The organism is Paenibacillus sp. J22R56, assembly GCF_056269375.1.
This window is the reverse complement of record NZ_JBWDNV010000010.1, coordinates 172,451-190,139: the sequence shown is the minus strand read 5'-3', so window position 1 is coordinate 190,139 and position 17,689 is coordinate 172,451. Positions and strand designations below refer to the sequence as shown.

The following is a 17,689-nucleotide window of genomic DNA, read 5'->3' as shown; positions in this document are numbered from 1 at the left end:
TTTTTTTGCGAATTTATTATTTGGAAGCCGGCTGCAGCACGAATTTCTCAATTACGTGGCGCACGCCTTCTTCATTGTTCGATAAGGTAATGTAGTCAGCAATTTCTTTCAGCTTAGGCGTAGCATTGCCCATTGCAACACCAAGTCCGGCTGCTTCGATCATTTCATGGTCATTCCATGCGTCGCCGATGGCAATCGTTTGATCGATTGTGCAGCCCAGATGTTCCGCCATGAAGCGGAGGGCATGGCCCTTTGTGCCTTCTTTGTGCATGAACTCCAGATAATGTGCTTTGGATTTCGTAATATGAACGCGATCACCAATCATCGGCTTCAATTGCTCGGCAAGCTGATCCAGATACGCAGGCTCGTCGATAATGAGCATTTTATTGTTTGGCTTGTCCAGCAATGCCTCGAAATCCTCGGCTACAACGTAAGGGATGTTCGTTAGGGTAGAATATTTGATAGCTTTGTCATTTGCTTCTTTGACATATAAAATATCGTCCGCATACAGCTGCAGATGCAGGCCATGCTCCTCGGTGAAAGCATACAGCTCCCTCGCCGCATCCTGAGGCACACAACGTTCATACAGTACTTCGCCATCCAGCAAAGTTTTGACGAGCGAGCCTTGGTACGTAATGATCGGTACATTTAGCTGGATTTGTTCAGCGATTTTTTTGGCAGAAGCGTACATCCGGCCTGTTGCCAGTGTCACCGTTACACCTTGCGCAATAGCTGCTTCCATCGCTTTTTTTGTACCTTCGGTTACAATCAGATCATCGTTAAGAAGCGTGTCATCAACATCAATGGCAATTAATTTGTACATATTCTCTCTCTCCTATCTATATCTCGTCCATTTAAAAGCTAGGTTGATTGTAGCGGAAAATATTGCCCGGTTCAAGCGTAAGCAGGCGGGCTCTTCCCAATATTTGCTCCGTGGCCCCGAAATGAGCTACAGTAGAGAAAGATCGATCAGTCATAAGTCAGGAGTGACCTTAAGTGAAATATTTCTCGAACGCCGATGCCAAACAGCGGGTAACGACGCTGGCGATTCTCGGAGCCTTACTATTTACAATTATCGGGTTTATATTAGGCTGGGTGTGGATGGAGGTGCGCTATCCGATGCTGAAGGAGCCTTCATTCCGCAATTTTACCGTATCTTATAATACGATTATGGATAAATATTTGAATGGAGCAAAATCAGAGGATCTGATTAACGGTGCTTCTCAAGGGATGCTCGCCTCTCTTGGAGACCCATACTCCAGATATCTGATTAAGGATCAGGGGAGCGCTTATACGCAAGGCTATGAAGCTGAATTTTCCGGAGTAGGGATTACGCTTCAAGAAGCAGACGGCAAATTTCTTGTTGCGGGCCTGACGGAAGGAGCACCAGCAGAGCGCGAAGGTGTACATGCAGGGGATGAGATCGTTGCGGTGAACGGGACGTCCATTGTAGGGAAAGCCTATGAGGATATTATCACGCTGCTCCGCGGCAATGTAGGTACGAAGGTAAAGCTGACGCTGCAGCGTGGAGGAGCGGCGAAGCCAATTGAGGTGGAGTTGACGCGGGAATCGATCGCGGTTCATACCGTAACATCCGAGATGCTGAGCGGCGGAGTTGGGCATGTGACGATCTCGAAGTTTGCAGAGAAAACCGATGCTGAATTCAAGACCGAAGTGGAGAAACTGCAAAAAGACGGGATGACCAAGCTGCTGCTTGATCTTCGTTCGAATCCCGGCGGGCTTCTGAAATCTACTATTCAAATTGCTAATATGCTGGTGCCGAAGGATAAAGTAATCCTGAAGGTTGTCTACAAGAACAACAGTAAGACAATCACCTACAAGTCGAAGCAGGAGAAGCCTTGGACGGTTCCAATTGTGGTGCTGGTGAACGGCCAGTCAGCCAGTGCCAGCGAGGTACTGACGGCAGCCCTTAAGGAATCTGCAGGCGCGACAGTTGTAGGAGAAAAGACATTTGGCAAAGGGATTGTCCAGACGTTCCAGCAGTTTAAGGATAACTCCGTACTAAGTCTGACGGAAGCGCAGTGGAAAACGCCAGGTGGTACATGGATTCACAAGCAAGGGGTAACACCTGACGTAACAGTAGCTCTGCCAGCTTTCGCAAGTCTAAGCCAGCTTCCTTTTGGTACAGAGCTTAAGACGGGCAGCTACGGGGAAAATGTGAAAACTCTACAGCTCATGCTGAAGGAGCTTGGTTATACACCGGTAGGGGATATTGGTTTGTTTGATGCCCGGACATCGGATGCATTAAGCCGCTTCCAGAAGGATCAGAAGATGACAGTGACCGGCGTATTTAACGATATGACGGGTTACCGTATTATTGAGCTACTGAGCAAGAAGCTGAAGGAAGAAGATACGCAGCTACAGAAAGGGATCGAAATTCTAGCCAGCAAGTAAGCCGATGCTATTGACAACGGGAATGATAATTAATATCATTTGGAGTAGAATTCATTACACCGTTGCACAGCGAGGTGAGCCGGCATGAAGAAGATCAAATATTGCACCCGGAATTTGAAGAATGGGACGAAGCCCGTCTATAAGGCCATGAAGGCGAAATATCCGGATATTAAGATGAAGAAGAAGGATTGTCTTGGCGATTGCAGAACCTGCAGGCGTGAAAGCTTTGTCATGATTAAGTCAAAGAGCATCTGCGCAGCAAGCCCGGATCAATTGTATAAAGAACTAAAGAAGCTAATTGGATGAATTTTGGATAAATTTTGCATGGGACGTCTTTTGCCGTCCTTTCTGTTTGTGTTAGAATAAGACCAAACAGTGAAAGAGGTGCATAAGCGATGAATGATAAATTAGCACAAGAACTTAATGAGCAGATGAATTTTGAATTTTATTCGGCGCATGTGTATCTTGCAATGGCAGCATATTGCTCCGGCGAAAGTCTGGATGGATTTGCGAACTTCTTCATTATTCAGGCCGAGGAAGAACGTTTCCATGCTATGAAAATATACAATTTCCTGAACGACCGCGGCCGCCGCGCAACGCTTGCTGCACTTGGCGAGCCAAAGAACGAGTACGCTTCGATGCTTGATGCCTTTGAGCATGGCTATGCGCATGAGCAGCAAAATACGAAACGCTTCTACAACCTGGCTGATATCGCTCTGAACGATCGTGAGCATGCGACGATGTACTTCCTGAAATGGTTCATCGACGAGCAGGTTGAAGAAGAAGCTTTGTTCGATAACATTATTCAGAAGCTGAAGCGGATTGACAAGGACAGCAACGCCTTTTATATGATGGACGCGGAGTTCGCACAACGTTCCTTCACAGCACCTGCGGAATAATAACAGACATGAGAAACGGGACTTGCAGATTTACTGGCAGGTCCCGTTTTTTTGATCCTATGATGAGGTGAATCTTACCATTGAATGTATTATTTCTGGCACAGCGTTTATTAGGCTTTGCTGCTATATTATTTGGAGTCATTATATTGTTTTCCAATATTGTGGCCGGACTGATTGTTGCAGCCGCAGGCTCTGTGCTTGTCTCTTTAGCTGAGCTTGTCCGAATGCAGCAGGGAACTTATCATTTGGCCTTGGGGCTGCCTTACAAGAATGAGCAGATCAATGAGATGATAAAGCTTAGCCAGCCTGTGAAGGTATTCTCATCAGGCTTAACCATCCATCCCTTTGATGGTACAGCGTATCCGCTACTGATGCTGCATGGAGAGTATTATCTGCGGGCAAAAGCTTTTGTTCCTTATATCGAGCAGCAAGAAATGGAGTACAAGTTCGTCTTTCCAGACACTGAACCTGTACTCCTCCTATGCGAACTTCGCTGCAGGCAAGGCAGCAGCTTATTTCAGTTTAATGACCAGGTATTTGTCAGGCTGTCGGCACTGCCTCTAGCCATTCAATTGGAAGGCGACAAGCTGCAGATTGCAGTCAAGACGATATCAGCTCAACTATAAGCATTAATAATAAAAGAGGATACCGCTGCAGGTTTGCCGCGGTAATATGCAGGGGAGCTGATATACAGCTCCTCTTCTGCTCTTGTTACGGCTACATAAGCAAGCCGCCGTTCTTCCTCCATAGCAGCTTCTGCAACATTATCACCAGCTTGAATCGCGCTTCGGTCGCTGTTTTTCTCGGCCGTAATCGCTGAGCTGTGAGGCAGAATTCCTTCGGACACGCCGCAGACAAAGACGACCGGGAATTCCAGTCCCTTTGATTTGTGAATGGTCATGAAGTTGACCGCATCGGCGCTCCGATTGTCGAGCTTCAGCCGTTTCATCTCCTCATGCTTGATGGCAATCTCATCAATGAAGGAGAGGAAAGCTTCAATCTGATCGAAGCGTTTGGCCGAAGCCTCCAGCTCGTCCAGCATTTCTTTTAGTGAATCCTTATGCTCGGTTAGTGCAGGGCCGCTCTTATTAGCTTCAAGATACTGATCATAGAATTCGATGCGCAGTCGTCGTATAGCCATTTCCGGCTTCAACTTCTCCAGGGAACGGATCAATTTGATCCGTTCTTTTATTTTTTCCTGATGGAAAGACTTAATCTCAGGGAAGCGAGTTAAATGAATGAGCGGCCATTTCTTAGCTTGCTTCTTGTCCTCGTTCCAAATAAACGCCATCGCTTGGTCCGGACGGACGTACATCGTTGCCAGCATCGCTTCCATCGCGTCGAAATTACGGCGGTCAAGCGATAAACGAAGATGAGCAATAACCGGTTTAATTACCCATTGCTCGTATAACGATTCACCGTTCCCATAATCAATGAACGGCACTTGACGGATAACTAGCTGATCAAACACCGCCCTGCTGCTGCTCGCTGTCCGGAATAATATCGCAAAGTCACGGTATGACCGATCCTTCTTCTCCTTTTGCTGGAGCAGCGTGTTTACTATTAGATCCGCTTCATCATCACTATTGCCGGGCCGCGCGAATACCGGAGGCAGACCATGCGGCTTAGCAGTCAGAAGCGTCTTGCTTCGCCTCTGTTTATTGTGACGGATAACAGCATTACCAAGGCCTACGATACCGGAGCCTGAACGATAATTAACGTCCAGGATGACATTTTTCGCGCCTGGGAATTGCTGCTCGAAGTTAAGGATATAATCATTGCGTGCCCCATTGAAGGAGTAGATCGTCTGATCATCATCACCTACGACCATCAGATTCCGATGTGGACCAACTATCAGCTTGATGATCTCGTATTGGATCGTATTCGTGTCCTGGAACTCGTCAATCATGACATAACGGAAACGGTTCTGCAGGGACTGTAATAAATTTTCATCCCGCTGAAGAAGCTGGTAGGCTTCAAGCAGCATATCATCGTAATCAATTAGGTCAGCTTCTCTTTTCCATTCCTCATAACAAGTAAACAAAAGCTTCAATTGCCGATCTTGTTCAGACTTCTCTGGGAGGTCCGAAACTGCGATCATTTGCATTTTATAAGAGGAGAGCAAAGTAATAAGCGTCTCAGGCTGGTACGTTTCATGCAAATTCCGCTCCCGCAGCAGCCGTTTGAAGAAAATTTGCTTACGTCCGCTCTCTCCCAGAATGTTCTGCTTGTATCCTCGTCTTCGCAGCATAAGCAGACAGAACGAGTGGAACGTTCGAGCTTCGATACGGGAAGCTGCACCTGGCTCGATATTCGGCAGCTGGCTTATGCGGATCCGCATCTCATCGGCGGCCTTTTTCGAGAATGTCATAAGCAGCAATTGCTGAGGAGGAATACCGCGCACAGACAGCATATAGCCTGTCCGGCAGACTAGGACGGATGTTTTGCCTGAGCCTGCTCCAGCAAGTGTCAGAATTGGTCCGTCAATATGGCGGACTGCGGTAATCTGCCGTTTGTTCAGCCGGATGCCTTGGCTTTCCAGAGAGCGGAAATAGAAGGCGTCTTTATCAGAGGCCGTAACGAGCTGCTCGCTTGTATCAGCGGAAGCATGAGCGGCTGGCGCATAATTTTTGTTTACGACCCCATAAGGCCGTTTGTAGTAGATTTTATTGTTGGAATTTGTTGCGTTATTCATTGTCTATAATCACCTGTTGTCGATTATAGCATGATAGAATGGGTGTTCGTACATTTTACTGAAATTATTAATATTTGGAGAAGGAGTGTCAGCATGATTGAACCAGCAGGCAAGGAAGATGTGGAGCAAGTGATGCCGCTGCTTCATGAAGCGATTGGCAATATTGCCTGTTCGCTTGCAGGAGTAGAGGATGAGGCGGAAGCGATGCGGATTTTGGCGCATTTTTATATAGAAGAGGGCAATCGGGTGAGCTACCGGAATGTGATTGTGGATAAAAGAGATGGCGTAGTAGCAGGAATAGTAGTCTGTTATGCCGGAGATGAAGCGGAACAGCTGGACAAACCATTAATTGAGCGGGTGAAACGGGTGACAGGAATAGCTGAGTATGCGATCACTTCGGAAACCCGCCTTGGTGAGTTCTATTTGGATTCCATTGCTGTTGCTGCTTCTTTCCGCAATCAAGGAATTGCGAAGGCGCTTATGGCTGCTTTCGAGCAGGAAGCCGTAAAGCAGGGTTACCATCTGGTCTCGTTAATTGTGGAGGAGTACAATGGTCAGGCACGTTTGTTATATGAGAAAATGGGTTATAAGGAAGACGGGGAGCTGATCGTCAGCGGACATCGCTACACCAGAATGGTAAAGACTGTTTCCGATCATTAAAGGGAAAAAAGGAGGAATAGGGCGAGTTATGTCGAAAAAGTAGATCCGGCGTAACTATTAATCATGATGGGTGATACATAATGAACCTTATTCCTTCGCAGTGGAGTACCCCGACTTTTATTTGTGAAGATATGCAATCTTTCGAGATTGGTTTTGTGCAAGAGCTTTACATGGCAAGCGCACCCGTCACTTTATGGGATGGGAAGGAACATGATCCCCATTATATTGAGCTTTCCTATCATGAGGGCATATTGCCGGAGGGCGGCGTGAAGGAGCGTTTCCGGATCCAAACGTTGAGGATGAAGAGCACAGAGGAGATTATCGGGTTCGTTAGTCTTTATCATGGTTATCCAGAGGGTGATTCGCTTTATCTGGCTATGATGTGCATTAGCGGTGATTTTCAGAATCAAGGGTATGGTCAAGAAGTGATGAAGCATTTCCTGCTGGAGGCCAGTCGGCTTGGTTATTCGGAAGTAAGGGTGAATGTTTCACTCCGCAATTGGGCGGGTTTACGTTTCTGGAACAAGTCCGGCTTCAACTACATTAGCGGGATATTCGGCGACAAGGAATTTGCAGAAGGCAAGTTTGCAGATATTGAGCTGATTAACCGATGGTAAAGAGGCAGATGGCTGAGAAATTTCAGCTGTCATTGTGTAATGTTTGTAACTATGTTAAGATTATAATTATTCTAAATAAGAATCATTCTAAATAAGATTAAAGTACAGAGTACAAAGACGCAAGAAAGGCGGGTGAGTAATTGCGATGATCAATGAACAATTGGAGACGATCAACCGTCAGTTAAGAACAAAAGGGTATAAGCTGACTCCTCAACGGGAGGCGACAGTACGTGTATTGCTGGAGCATGAGAAGGATCATTTGAGCGCGGAGGATGTCTATATGCTGCTCAAGCGCAGCAATCCGGATATCGGACTTGCAACGGTCTACCGTTCCCTGGAGCTGTTAAGTGAACTGCATGTCGTGGAAAAAGTGAATTTCGGCGACGGCGCGACACGTTACGATCTCCGCAGCAGTGATCAGGCGCATCACCATCATCATCTTATTTGTACCGAATGTGGTACAGTTGAGGAAATTAAGGATGACTGGCTGCTTCCGATGGAGAACCGGATTGAGAAGGAATTTGGATTTAAAGTATTAGATCATCGACTTGATTTTCAAGGTATTTGTCAGGCTTGCAAAAGCAAAGCGAAGGACAATGATCATAAAGCGGTATCTTAAAAATAGGAAGGAGCCAGGGTCAATATCGACCAGCAGGCTCCTTTTTTACGTATACCTTATCCGCATGGCTTTCCATTGATGTAATAGCTGTCTTCCCGGTAGGTACGGAAGGCAACCTCCACTTCATCAATGCCAATATGTGCTAGTCTTGCCGTGACGGCTTCGGCGATCCGGTCTCTTACAGCTTGTCCGCGCTCGAACCAGCCTACTTCAACGAAAGGATAAGACTCGCCTTCCGTTAGACCGCCAAAGATTGCAGTTGTATGAAGGCTTTCCATTGTAAAGTTATCCGTTCCGCACTCACATACAAGAGCTAAATCTTCTGCCAGTCCAAGACTGATCGTCTTCAACTTATCTGCGGGTACTCCTCGAAACAATAATTGCGGCAATCTAATCTCTCCCTTTCTTGCTGTTACCTATCCCTTAGATTACCTTGATCCGGCCACGGATTGCAATGGATTCATCCATGGTTGCAGATACAGCTATTCGTAAGTTATGGTAGTAAAAGATAGAAATGACTAACGGGACGGCTCCCTGGAAATCCTTGTTCCCGATCTGCAAGGAGCGCGGCACTAATTGTATTTCAACCAAAAATTGCTGAGAGCAAGCAGCGGCCATATATAATTGTTACTGGCATAATGGACGTAGACACTGCCTGGAAGCGCTCCGCCAGTTGGATACGTATAGGTCCAGTCATGGCGGTCCAGAGACTGCAGAAGCGCTTCAACGCCTCTCTCCAAAGCAGGAGTTGGCTTCGGCAGCGCAGCAGTGAGCGCATCTAGCGCCCATGCGGTTTGGGAGGGGGTGCTATGGTTTAATGGCACATAACGTCTGACCTTGTCGCTGATACAGGACTCGCCCCAGCCTCCATCTTCATTTTGTACCTGAAGGAGCCAGTCGATTCCTTTCTTAATAGCAGGATGATCTTCCGCCATACCTACTGCGATTAAGCCTTGAATGGCTGCGCTGGTGCCATGGATGTAGGTTATCCCCCATCGGCCATACCAGCTGCCGTTTTTCTCCTGCTGTGACAGAACCCAGCGAATGGTTGATTCAATCCAGTTGCTGCTTATGTTCATGCCAAGCTCCTCGCCTAGAAATTGCAGCGTGCGAGAGGTGAGATCAACGGTCGACGGATCAACAGCAATGTCTTTGGCACCATCAAAAGCGAAGAAGCTGATTGGAAGCCAGGATCCCTCCCGTTCAAAGGCAGGCCAGCCCCCATTATCATTGCGCATAGTGAGAACCCAGTTCAGCCCTCTTTGCCAATCGGCTTGCAGCTCTGGTGAGCGTGAACTATAAGGTCGGATCGCACGAAGCGCGGCGGTGGTATCATCCACATCCGGGTAAAGCGTATTGACATCAGAGAAGCCCCAACCGCCAGCTGGAGTATTTGGATTGCGAATATCCCAATCTCCGCGCAGATTCTGCTGTCTCACACGCAAATAAGATCCCGAGAGTTCTAAAGCAGAAGAGGTTGGACTGACACCAGCTTTCCTAAGGGCATGGACAAGCATCGCCGTATCCCATACTTCGGAGGAGGCGATTTGCACATGGCTGTTCGCACACATGACGGATCGAATGCCAGTAATCATGCGGTGAATCATCGGCGAGCTTGGTGAATACCCAAGCATGAGAAGCGTCAGAATCATAAACATGGTCGCTGTTGTGTAGGTAAGCAGCGTACCGTTTGGTTCAATGCGGTCGAACAGAAACTGAACGGCTTTTTCCTGTGGAGTAGGGGACTCGAAAGGAAGCAGTTCAGACAGGGATAGTGAGCCAACTAAAGTTGCGAGAGCAGCGATCCAGGGCGAATCATTCTCGAATTTCTTGGAGCTGCTTGTGAACAGATCGGACAGATCGGGCATTGTGCTGCTTGCCTGGACGAATCCGGCATTAGCCAGCATAATTATCGGTACGATATGTACACGGGCATGCCCGGATAGGGAGAAGAGGTCAATTCCGAGACCATGCTCGGAGAAAAATACTTCAAGCGGTATTCGCATCGACTTTGGCCATGTCGCCTGTCCGGCTGCGGCCAGAAGAGCTTGTGTCAACAAGGAGCGGATTTTGGCCAGTCCGCCTTGGCGAAGGATAAACTGCTTGGCTAGCTGCAAGCGTGGATCTTGCTTGCGCATATAGCCGGAATAGAGCAAGGCAAAATAAGCTTCGGCTGTGGCGTCAAGGTTGCCGTCTTCCTCATCAGGGTATATTTTCCAAGCGCCATTTGGCTGCTGCCTCGACAGGATCCGCTCTGCAATGGATCGAATAAGTACTTCTTCATCCTTGTAGCCAAGCATACGAAGAATGACGATGAAGTAGCTGTCCGGCATTGTGCCGGAATCAAAGCAAAGGCGCCATGACCCATCCGTTGATTGAAGCTGTAGGAGTTCTTGTTTCAATTGTTCAATCCGTTCGCGGATTCGATTCATATCCATAGACCGCATTCATTCCTTTGCTGCCATGATGTTGCTGCTTTGATATGTATATGCGGGATTAAACAACAGATTCGTCGGCGATAAGAGAGGAGTTTTTTCTATGTACCAGATTACAATTGATTTATATAAGGATTGGACCAATACCGTCAAGGAAGTGTTCAGGGGTTCAGGGCATCCGCTGCCCGAGGAACTAAGTGATCAGGAGGTCGGAAGCGCTTATTTCCGCCAGACTGCTCAAGCGAATGAGGAAGCACTGCTTCAGCAGCAGTCAAATGAAGAACGTCTACGGGGCCTTCAGCAGACGATAGTAGACAACTTTGAGGCTGTTATTTTACCGGATATTAAAGCTCGTACGGGTTATCAAGGCAATAGCTTTGCATTCAAATGGGTTTTTAATAACGGCGAGCATATTGTCGAAGAGCACTCGTCATATCGTATTCCTTTGTGAGGAGTAAAAAGCGGCTGACCCGATAAGGTCAGCCGCTTCTTCTCTTATTGTGCATCTGCTTCTGCGTAATGCTCCGCACAGAAGGCGAGCAGCTCCAAGGTTTCTTCATCCTCTAATTCGAAATCAAGCAGCTTATCTGTTACCCGCTCGATCAATTCGTGCTTTACAAGTCGATTTCCGCCTTCCTCCACACTGTACACGGCCCGAATGTAAATCCCGTTACTGGAATAAAGATCATCCTCTTCGTCCAGCTCGATATCAACCAGAAATTCGTACCTGCGTCCGGATAAAATGCCAAACGGATCCTTAATAAACTCGACACTGTAAGTTGTAATCTCAAGCATACTTGATCATCCTTTGCTTCTTCGATCTGGTTTGGCTGTTTCAATCCGGAATGGATTATAGAACAGCTTTGGTATCTTGGTGTCGAACTGCAGCAGTTCTCCTGTTATCGGGTGCTCAAAAGCAAGAATACGAGCATGCAGGCCGAGACGCCCGATTGGCTTCGTGGTTGAGCCATACTTCTTATCGCCAACGACAGGATGTCCGATATCCTGCATGTGCACGCGAATTTGATTTTTACGGCCAGTCTCCAAATGTACTTCCATCAGTGAGAAGCCTTTACTTGCTTGCAGCAATTTATAGTGTGTTACGGCGTGCTGTCCGTCATTAGGGTATTGGCTGGAATACATCTTGAGCGTCTTGCTCTCTTTCAGCCACGATGTAATGGTACCTTCGCTCCGTTTAACCTCACCTTCGACGAGTGCCACATAGGAACGTTCCTTCACGATCGTCTGCCATTCATTTTGCAGCTTCTGCTGCACTTCTTCGCTTTTTGCGAACATCATAACACCGGACGTATCCCGGTCGAGACGATGGACGATAAAAATTCGGCTCTTCGGGTTAACCGCGCGAACATGCGCCGTCAGCTGGCGGTAGGCGGTTACATCGCTTTCTTTGTCCGAGGCGATGGAGAGAAGACCGGCATCTTTATTTACAACAATAAGATGTTCATCTTCATGTAGGATGGATAGTCCCATCAGAGGGATGGTCTCCGGTGCTCGTTCCTTGCGAATGACAACCGTTTGTCCTGGCTGCAGCTGGTAGTTATATTTCGTTTCAACGTGATCATTCACGTATACCTGTCCATGCGCAAGCAGTGATTTGACCGAATTACGGCCTTGGTTCAGATTGCTTAGTAAAAAGGCCAACAACTCCGACGTCTCAGTGACAGCGAATGATTTGTTTGGCACTTGGCTTTTGGCCGGGGGATGTGATTTCTTGGACATGACGTTAGGACCTCCTGCTTTAAGTCCGCTTCTTCTTAAGCTTGACTGCTACCACTATACCATGATCTGCTTTACAAATTCTACGCGGAAGGCTTCATACTCCGTTCATGATCAGCCGATATAATGGGTAATGGTATTATTACCCTATGAAACCAATTTCATAGACAAGCGCAGGTCGATAGTGTTACGATTATTAAATCTATCATTATCACTGGTAATACAGTAAGAATTTGGAGGAAATGGTAATCGTGAAAAGAAAACTAGCTTATACCCTATTAAGTCCGCTGCTTGCCGCAGGCTTACTTCTTTCACCTCTAGCAGGTGTGGATCATGCCGCTGCCGCAACACCAGTCAAATTGGCTGCCACGGCCAAGACTTCGGCTATCGGAGTGTATGTGGATGATAAGAAGCTGTCGGTATCGAAAGCTCCTTATACGAAAAACGGTGTGACATTTGTTCCAATGCGCGAACTGTTCAAAGCTCTGGATGCATCGGTTACGTGGGAAGCGAAAGCCCAAACGATTATTGTTCGTAAAAACAATACGTCCATCACGTTAACAATTGGCAATAAAATTGCCCTTATTAACGGGAAATCGGTGAAGCTGGATGCAGCTCCCGAGATGAAATCCAATACGACTTTTGTACCGGCACGTTTTGTAGCGGAATCACTTGGCGGCAAGGTGAAATGGGATAGTGCTAATCAAGCCGTTCGTATTACAACGGAAGAATATGAATTCCAGAAGGAATATGAACAATACCAGAATGAGTTGAATAACCGTACGAAATATACACCTAAGCAGATCGTAGATATGTACGATGATAGTGTCGTAACCATTACGACAAATAAAGGACTAGGCAGCGGTATTGTAATTGACGATCGTTACGTACTGACGAACTACCATGTTATTCAGGATGCTTCTTCTGCTACTGTGACTACAATTGATAACGAGCAGATCAAAGTTACTGGCGTAGCAGCTTCTGATAAAGAGAATGATCTGGCCATTATTCAAACGGACCGTTCGATTGGTGCAACACCAGTTGAAATTGGCTATAACAGCATGAATGTAAAAAAAGGCGATAAAGTTGTTGCGATCGGCAGCCCGCTTGGTTTGCAGAACACAGTATCCGACGGACTTATCAGCAATATTATGTACATAAGTGGAACCCGTTATATCCAAACAAGCGCTCCAATCGACCATGGCAGCTCCGGCGGCGCATTGTTTGATGAATACGGCGAATTGATCGGGATTACGGCAGCAGGTTACACTTCGCAGGCTGATTTGAACTTCGCCGTATCTTCGCTGTATGCAGCTATTCTTATGGAGGATCTGCCAGAGAAGCCAGCAGATAACTTGAAGTTCCTTGATCCAACCTTGCCGGCTACTCTTGTTGGTGAGTCGAACGAGAAAATCGCTGCTCTTTTGAAAGACCAATTTGGTACATTTGATACGGAGCAGGGTACGGCGGAACTGAGCAATTGGAAAGTTACTAAGGACTCGCAAGGCTGGCTTGTCATCACAACGGACATGGATCCTGTGTTCTATACCTATTACGGCGGACAAACGAAAGAGGATCTTCGTACCTGGGCGATTAACCTTGGTTCTGAGCTCCACCGTATGCTTCCGGATGAGACGATCCAATTTACAATTAACTTCGACCGTGTGTTTGGCTTCGAGCCGCGTGGCTTTGATTCCAGCGAAATGAAGGCGCTTGGCGATGGAAAATGGGAAGTAAGATTCCCGATTTTGGATATGCAGCTTAAAGATCAGCTTTATATTGATTTAAGGAACTAATTACTATTATCTCATTTATCCGCTTGAAAAGAGGCTTTCCGTTAGGCGCATTTATGCTCCTTGCGGCGAGCCTCTTCTTTTTTGCCTCGCTTTTCTGGTACAATAGTAGTCATCTTGCATGAGAGTAGAAAGAGGTACCGTGATGAAAGTAGTGTTAAGCACTTTAAATGCCAAATATATTCATACCTCGCTTGCCCTGCGCTGCCTGAAGGCTTTTAGTGGTGAGCAATTCGATATGGAAATTGCAGAGTATACGATTAAAGATCCGGCGATGAATATCGTTTCGGATATTTTCTCGCGTAAACCTGAAGTCGTTGGTTTCTCCTGCTACATCTGGAATATCAATGAGACGATTACTGTAATCAATATGCTGCGTAAAATAATGCCGGAAGTGAAGATCATCCTTGGCGGGCCTGAGGTCAGCTACGATACGGAATATTGGATGGAGCGCATTCCAGAGGTCGACTTTATTGTTGTTGGTGAAGGTGAGGAGACGTTCCATCATCTGCTGACAGAGATTGAAGGAGCGGGCAAATACCATATGGTATTTGGGATTGCTTACCGCAAGCAGCGTACGGATCACGTTGAAATTCTTCTCAATCCAGGTCGTCCGAAGCTGGATCTAGCTACACTTCCGTCGCCACATCGATTCCAGGAGGATATTCCGCATCTCGGAAGCCGGGTCGTATATTTCGAGACGAGCCGCGGCTGTCCGTTCAGCTGTCAATTCTGTTTGTCCAGTATTGAGGTTGGCGTACGTTACTTTGACATGGACCGAACCAAAGCAGATATTAATTATCTGATTGATTCTGGCGCGAAGCTGATCAAGTTTGTTGACCGTACATTTAATATTAAGCGGGACTATGCTCTAGAGATGTTTAAGTTCCTGATCGAGAACCACCGTGGATGCGTCTTCCAGTTCGAGATTACAGCCGATATTATGCGTCCTGAGGTGCTTGACTATTTGGCCGAGCATGCGCCGCCTGGCGTCTTCCGCTTCGAGATTGGCGTTCAATCGACGAATGATCCAACCAATGAAGCGGTTCAGCGCCGCCAGAACTGGTCGAAGCTTGTTCGTACCGTTACGAAGGTTAAGGAATCGGGCAAGATTGACCAGCATCTTGATTTAATCGCCGGGTTGCCGCTCGAGAATTACGATACGTTCCGCGGCACATTTAACGATGTGTTTGCATTAGGTCCGGAAGAGCTGCAGCTTGGCTTTTTGAAAATGCTCAGAGGGACTGGTTTGCGCCGTGACGCGGACAAATGGGGTTATATTTACATGGATCATTCCCCTTACGAAATGCTGGGTAATGATTTGATGCCGTTTGGTGATATTGTGCGGATCAAACGGGTTGAGGATGTGCTTGAGAAATATTGGAATGCACACCGAATGGATCGTACACTTCATTATTTGGTGGATAAAGTATTCCCATCGGCCTTTGACTTCTTCCAGTCGTTTGGCGATTATTGGGAAGGAAGAGGCTGGCAGAAGATTGGCCATCAGCTTGAGGACTTGTTCTCCCGGCTGTGGGCGTTCCTTACAGAGTTCAAAGCCAGTGCTGCTGCTGAAGAGGCAGATAAACTTGATCTGGAGGTTGTCCTTGGTTTAATGAAGTATGACTACTTCTTGAATCATAATTTCAAGCCGCGTAAAACATGGTGGGAGTTCACGATGGATAAAGCGGTATGGATCGGCTGGATGCGCCGTCTTGTCGAGCGTCCAGAGGATGTATCGGAGGCGTTTGTTGCTCTTGGCCTAAACGAGAAAGAGCTTCATAAGCATACTGTAATTGAGATGATTCCGTTTGATCTGGAGCAGTATCTGGAGACGGGAGAGATCAACAAGAACTCGCATACCCTGCTTGCTGTGCTGTATGCTCTTGGCGGTGGCGAGCGTCAGGCGAAGCCAACACCTAAGCCGTTTATGCTGAAGGTAAGCACGGAAGCTTTGCCGGCAAGTGTATAAGTAGGGAATACAAAAAAAGAAGCCACTCTATTTTAAGAGCGGCTTCTTTTTTTGTTTCTTCTTCAGCTGTTTACAACCGAACTCTCTTTTATTTTCACTTGTTGTTTAGGGCTGTAGAGTGAAGCTCTCACAATAATCAGTACGAGGCTAACCGCGAGGAAGATTAAGCCGGCTATCGCCGTGTATTGTGTGCCCATCCCTGTGATGAAGGCTCCACCGATAAACGTACCAACTGTGATACCCAGATTGGCAAAGGCTACGAATAAACCGTTCGCGAAATCAGGCGCTTCCGGTGCGGCTGAAGTAATCCAATATTGAGAAATATTAAGTCCCAGGGTGAAGAGGACTCCCCATACTGCAATTAGGATAATCATTGGCGTTGAATAATGTCCGAAGACGAACACGAGCGTGTAGATGACTCCAAAAACAAGAGGATAAACGAGCGCTGTTGGAATTGCTTTTTGGTGAAGAGATTTGCCCGCTAGCAGATTACCTGCAACACCAGTTACACCAAACAGGATTAACATGAGGCTGATTTGTTTGCCCGACATATGCGTTACGTCATTCAGATACTCTGCGAAGAAGCTGTACATGGCATACATAGCCGAGTTTATGGAGATGACGGTTGCGATACTGATCCAGACCAGAGGTTTTCTTAAGACGCTTAATTGTGCGCCGTAGGTTAGCTTCTCTTGTACAGGCATCGATGGAACAAAGAGACTGATCGCTGTGAAGGTAATGGCATTGACGACTGCAAAGAACCAGAGCGAAGCTTCAAGGGAAAAGGTGTCAGCGATAAAAGAGGAGATCGGCGTGCCAATGACCATTCCGGCAGTGACGCCCATGAATACTTTGGAGGTCGCTTGAGTGACCTTCTCTTTGCTGACCATATTAGCGGCCGCTACAAATGCTACCGAGAAGAAGACCGGATGGAGGAAGGCGGGGACGATGCGAGCGATTAAGAGTACGGTGAAGTTAGGGGCATAAACGGAAACGACGTTGGAGATGACAAAAAGTCCGATAACAAGAAGCATCACTTTCTTACGATTCATTCCAGAGAATAGTAAGGGCATCACAGGGCCTGCAATTGCAACAGCTAAGGCGAAGAGACTGACAAGCAAGCCGGTTTGAGAGGCGCTTATGCCGAATTGCTGAGAGATCTGGGGCATGATTCCGATGACCCCCATTTCTGTATTGATAATACCAAAGACACCAAAGGCAAGAATGTAAATAATAAAAATTTTAGCCATAGTCTATCCCTCTCCTTACAATCGTTTTTTGGGCAGCTGGTTGAATTTTCTTTTTGTTCGAATTTTCTAGTACAATAGGATAATAGCATACGCATGCAGAAAGTCAACCATTATTTTAAAGTACTAGTATTTTGGTACATTAGTAATTTGAATGGTACGTGTTTATGTGTTATTCTTGTCATATGAGAAAACAATATCAACCACAAACAAGCGAAATTCGTTTATCAACGGTTCTGCACGCCTTAAGCGATCCGCGGCGCTTGCAAATTGTGCTCAGCCTTCAAGATCAGAAGGAACAGAACTGTACGATCTATCATGACTTGATGCCCAAGTCGACACTTACTCATCATCTAAAAGTCCTTCGGGAGGCAGGTGTGACCAAGGTAAGAATTGAAGGGACGCAGCATTTTTATTCCTTACGGACAGACGACCTTGAGCAAATATTCCCGGGATTGATGACATCTGTGTTAAATGTAAAGCTAGAACTAATCGAATAGGACAACAAAAAGGCACAGACCCTCAAAAGGATGAGGAGACTGTGCTTTCTTCTTTTTTCAGAACCGTTCAGATCTCAGGGATATTAAACCATTGCTCCCG

General features: G+C 46.8%; 18 protein-coding genes. 11 read left to right on the top strand and 7 right to left on the bottom strand.

Translation table 11 applies throughout. From position 1 onward, the window contains the following. Nucleotides 1–16: 16 nt before the first annotated feature. A complete protein-coding gene (locus AC0YNT_RS23705; protein WP_475806820.1) occupies nt 17–823 on the bottom strand; it encodes a Cof-type HAD-IIB family hydrolase in 807 nt (268 codons plus the stop codon). A gap of 173 nt (nt 824–996) precedes the next feature. On the opposite strand from AC0YNT_RS23705, the gene AC0YNT_RS23700 reads away from it, so the two are divergent. The 4 genes from AC0YNT_RS23700 (at nt 997) to AC0YNT_RS23685 (ending at nt 3,940) form a co-directional block, all read left to right on the top strand. Further along, a complete protein-coding gene (locus AC0YNT_RS23700) occupies nt 997–2,415 on the top strand; it encodes a S41 family peptidase (RefSeq protein WP_475806819.1) in 1,419 nt (472 codons plus the stop codon). 84 nt (nt 2,416–2,499) lie between these two features. After that, nucleotides 2,500–2,721 carry a DUF1450 domain-containing protein gene (locus tag AC0YNT_RS23695; RefSeq protein ID WP_167282048.1) on the top strand — a complete coding sequence of 74 codons (222 nt, stop codon included), beginning with the start codon at nt 2,500–2,502 and terminating at the stop codon, nt 2,719–2,721. A gap of 89 nt (nt 2,722–2,810) precedes the next feature. Continuing rightward, nucleotides 2,811–3,314, top strand: coding sequence for a ferritin (locus AC0YNT_RS23690; RefSeq protein ID WP_167282050.1), 504 nt, complete (start codon nt 2,811–2,813; stop codon nt 3,312–3,314). Between the two features lie 80 nt (nt 3,315–3,394). Next, nucleotides 3,395–3,940 carry a hypothetical protein gene (locus tag AC0YNT_RS23685; protein ID WP_475806818.1) on the top strand — a complete coding sequence of 182 codons (546 nt, stop codon included), beginning with the start codon at nt 3,395–3,397 and terminating at the stop codon, nt 3,938–3,940. On the opposite strand, the gene AC0YNT_RS23680 is transcribed toward AC0YNT_RS23685, so the two are convergent. After that, the gene (locus AC0YNT_RS23680; RefSeq protein ID WP_475806817.1) at nt 3,931–6,009 is read right to left on the bottom strand and encodes an ATP-dependent helicase; all 2,079 of its coding nucleotides are present in this window, start codon (nt 6,007–6,009) and stop codon (nt 3,931–3,933) included. The genes AC0YNT_RS23685 and AC0YNT_RS23680 overlap by 10 nt on opposite strands. A gap of 93 nt (nt 6,010–6,102) precedes the next feature. Here AC0YNT_RS23680 and AC0YNT_RS23675 point away from each other — a divergent pair, with 93 nt between their 5' ends. The 3 genes from AC0YNT_RS23675 to fur all read left to right on the top strand — a co-directional run bounded on the left by AC0YNT_RS23675 (nt 6,103) and on the right by fur (nt 7,905). Then, nucleotides 6,103–6,669 carry a GNAT family N-acetyltransferase gene (locus tag AC0YNT_RS23675; RefSeq protein ID WP_475806816.1) on the top strand — a complete coding sequence of 189 codons (567 nt, stop codon included), beginning with the start codon at nt 6,103–6,105 and terminating at the stop codon, nt 6,667–6,669. 80 nt (nt 6,670–6,749) lie between these two features. After that, nucleotides 6,750–7,286: a GNAT family N-acetyltransferase gene (locus AC0YNT_RS23670; RefSeq protein WP_475806815.1), complete on the top strand. Its 537-nt coding sequence runs from the start codon at nt 6,750–6,752 to the stop codon at nt 7,284–7,286. 148 nt (nt 7,287–7,434) lie between these two features. Next, nucleotides 7,435–7,905, top strand: a complete 471-nt coding sequence (gene fur, locus AC0YNT_RS23665; RefSeq protein WP_475806971.1) for a ferric iron uptake transcriptional regulator — start codon at nt 7,435–7,437, stop codon at nt 7,903–7,905. 56 nt (nt 7,906–7,961) lie between these two features. Here the strand turns inward: fur and AC0YNT_RS23660 are convergent, their stop codons facing one another. Further along, complete coding sequence (locus tag AC0YNT_RS23660) at nt 7,962–8,294, bottom strand: DUF1904 family protein (RefSeq protein WP_475806814.1); 333 nt, start codon at nt 8,292–8,294, stop codon at nt 7,962–7,964. Nucleotides 8,295–8,477: 183 nt separating this feature from the next. After that, nucleotides 8,478–10,343 carry a prenyltransferase/squalene oxidase repeat-containing protein gene (locus AC0YNT_RS23655; protein WP_475806813.1) on the bottom strand — a complete coding sequence of 622 codons (1,866 nt, stop codon included), beginning with the start codon at nt 10,341–10,343 and terminating at the stop codon, nt 8,478–8,480. A 100-nt stretch (nt 10,344–10,443) separates the two neighbouring features. Here AC0YNT_RS23655 and AC0YNT_RS23650 point away from each other — a divergent pair, with 100 nt between their 5' ends. Then, a complete protein-coding gene (locus AC0YNT_RS23650; protein ID WP_475806812.1) occupies nt 10,444–10,791 on the top strand; it encodes a hypothetical protein in 348 nt (115 codons plus the stop codon). 44 nt (nt 10,792–10,835) lie between these two features. On the opposite strand, the gene AC0YNT_RS23645 is transcribed toward AC0YNT_RS23650, so the two are convergent. Together AC0YNT_RS23645 and AC0YNT_RS23640 are read right to left on the bottom strand one after the other, a co-directional pair. Beyond that, the gene (locus AC0YNT_RS23645; RefSeq protein ID WP_475806811.1) at nt 10,836–11,135 is read right to left on the bottom strand and encodes a DUF6509 family protein; all 300 of its coding nucleotides are present in this window, start codon (nt 11,133–11,135) and stop codon (nt 10,836–10,838) included. A gap of 6 nt (nt 11,136–11,141) precedes the next feature. Further along, on the bottom strand, nt 11,142–12,080 hold the full coding sequence (locus tag AC0YNT_RS23640; protein WP_475806810.1) for an RluA family pseudouridine synthase: 939 nt from the start codon (nt 12,078–12,080) through the stop codon (nt 11,142–11,144). Nucleotides 12,081–12,328: 248 nt separating this feature from the next. Here AC0YNT_RS23640 and AC0YNT_RS23635 point away from each other — a divergent pair, with 248 nt between their 5' ends. Both AC0YNT_RS23635 and AC0YNT_RS23630 read left to right on the top strand, forming a co-directional pair. Next, entirely contained in the window at nt 12,329–13,873 is a 1,545-nt protein-coding gene (locus AC0YNT_RS23635; protein ID WP_475806809.1) for a stalk domain-containing protein, read from the top strand. Between the two features lie 142 nt (nt 13,874–14,015). Beyond that, the gene (locus tag AC0YNT_RS23630) at nt 14,016–15,842 is read left to right on the top strand and encodes a B12-binding domain-containing radical SAM protein (protein ID WP_475806808.1); all 1,827 of its coding nucleotides are present in this window, start codon (nt 14,016–14,018) and stop codon (nt 15,840–15,842) included. Nucleotides 15,843–15,904: 62 nt separating this feature from the next. Here AC0YNT_RS23630 and AC0YNT_RS23625 read toward each other — a convergent pair whose 3' ends face one another. Further along, nucleotides 15,905–17,092: an MFS transporter gene (locus AC0YNT_RS23625; protein ID WP_475806807.1), complete on the bottom strand. Its 1,188-nt coding sequence runs from the start codon at nt 17,090–17,092 to the stop codon at nt 15,905–15,907. 182 nt (nt 17,093–17,274) lie between these two features. On the opposite strand from AC0YNT_RS23625, the gene AC0YNT_RS23620 reads away from it, so the two are divergent. Beyond that, nucleotides 17,275–17,589 carry an ArsR/SmtB family transcription factor gene (locus tag AC0YNT_RS23620; protein WP_475806806.1) on the top strand — a complete coding sequence of 105 codons (315 nt, stop codon included), beginning with the start codon at nt 17,275–17,277 and terminating at the stop codon, nt 17,587–17,589. Nucleotides 17,590–17,689 lie beyond the last annotated feature (100 nt).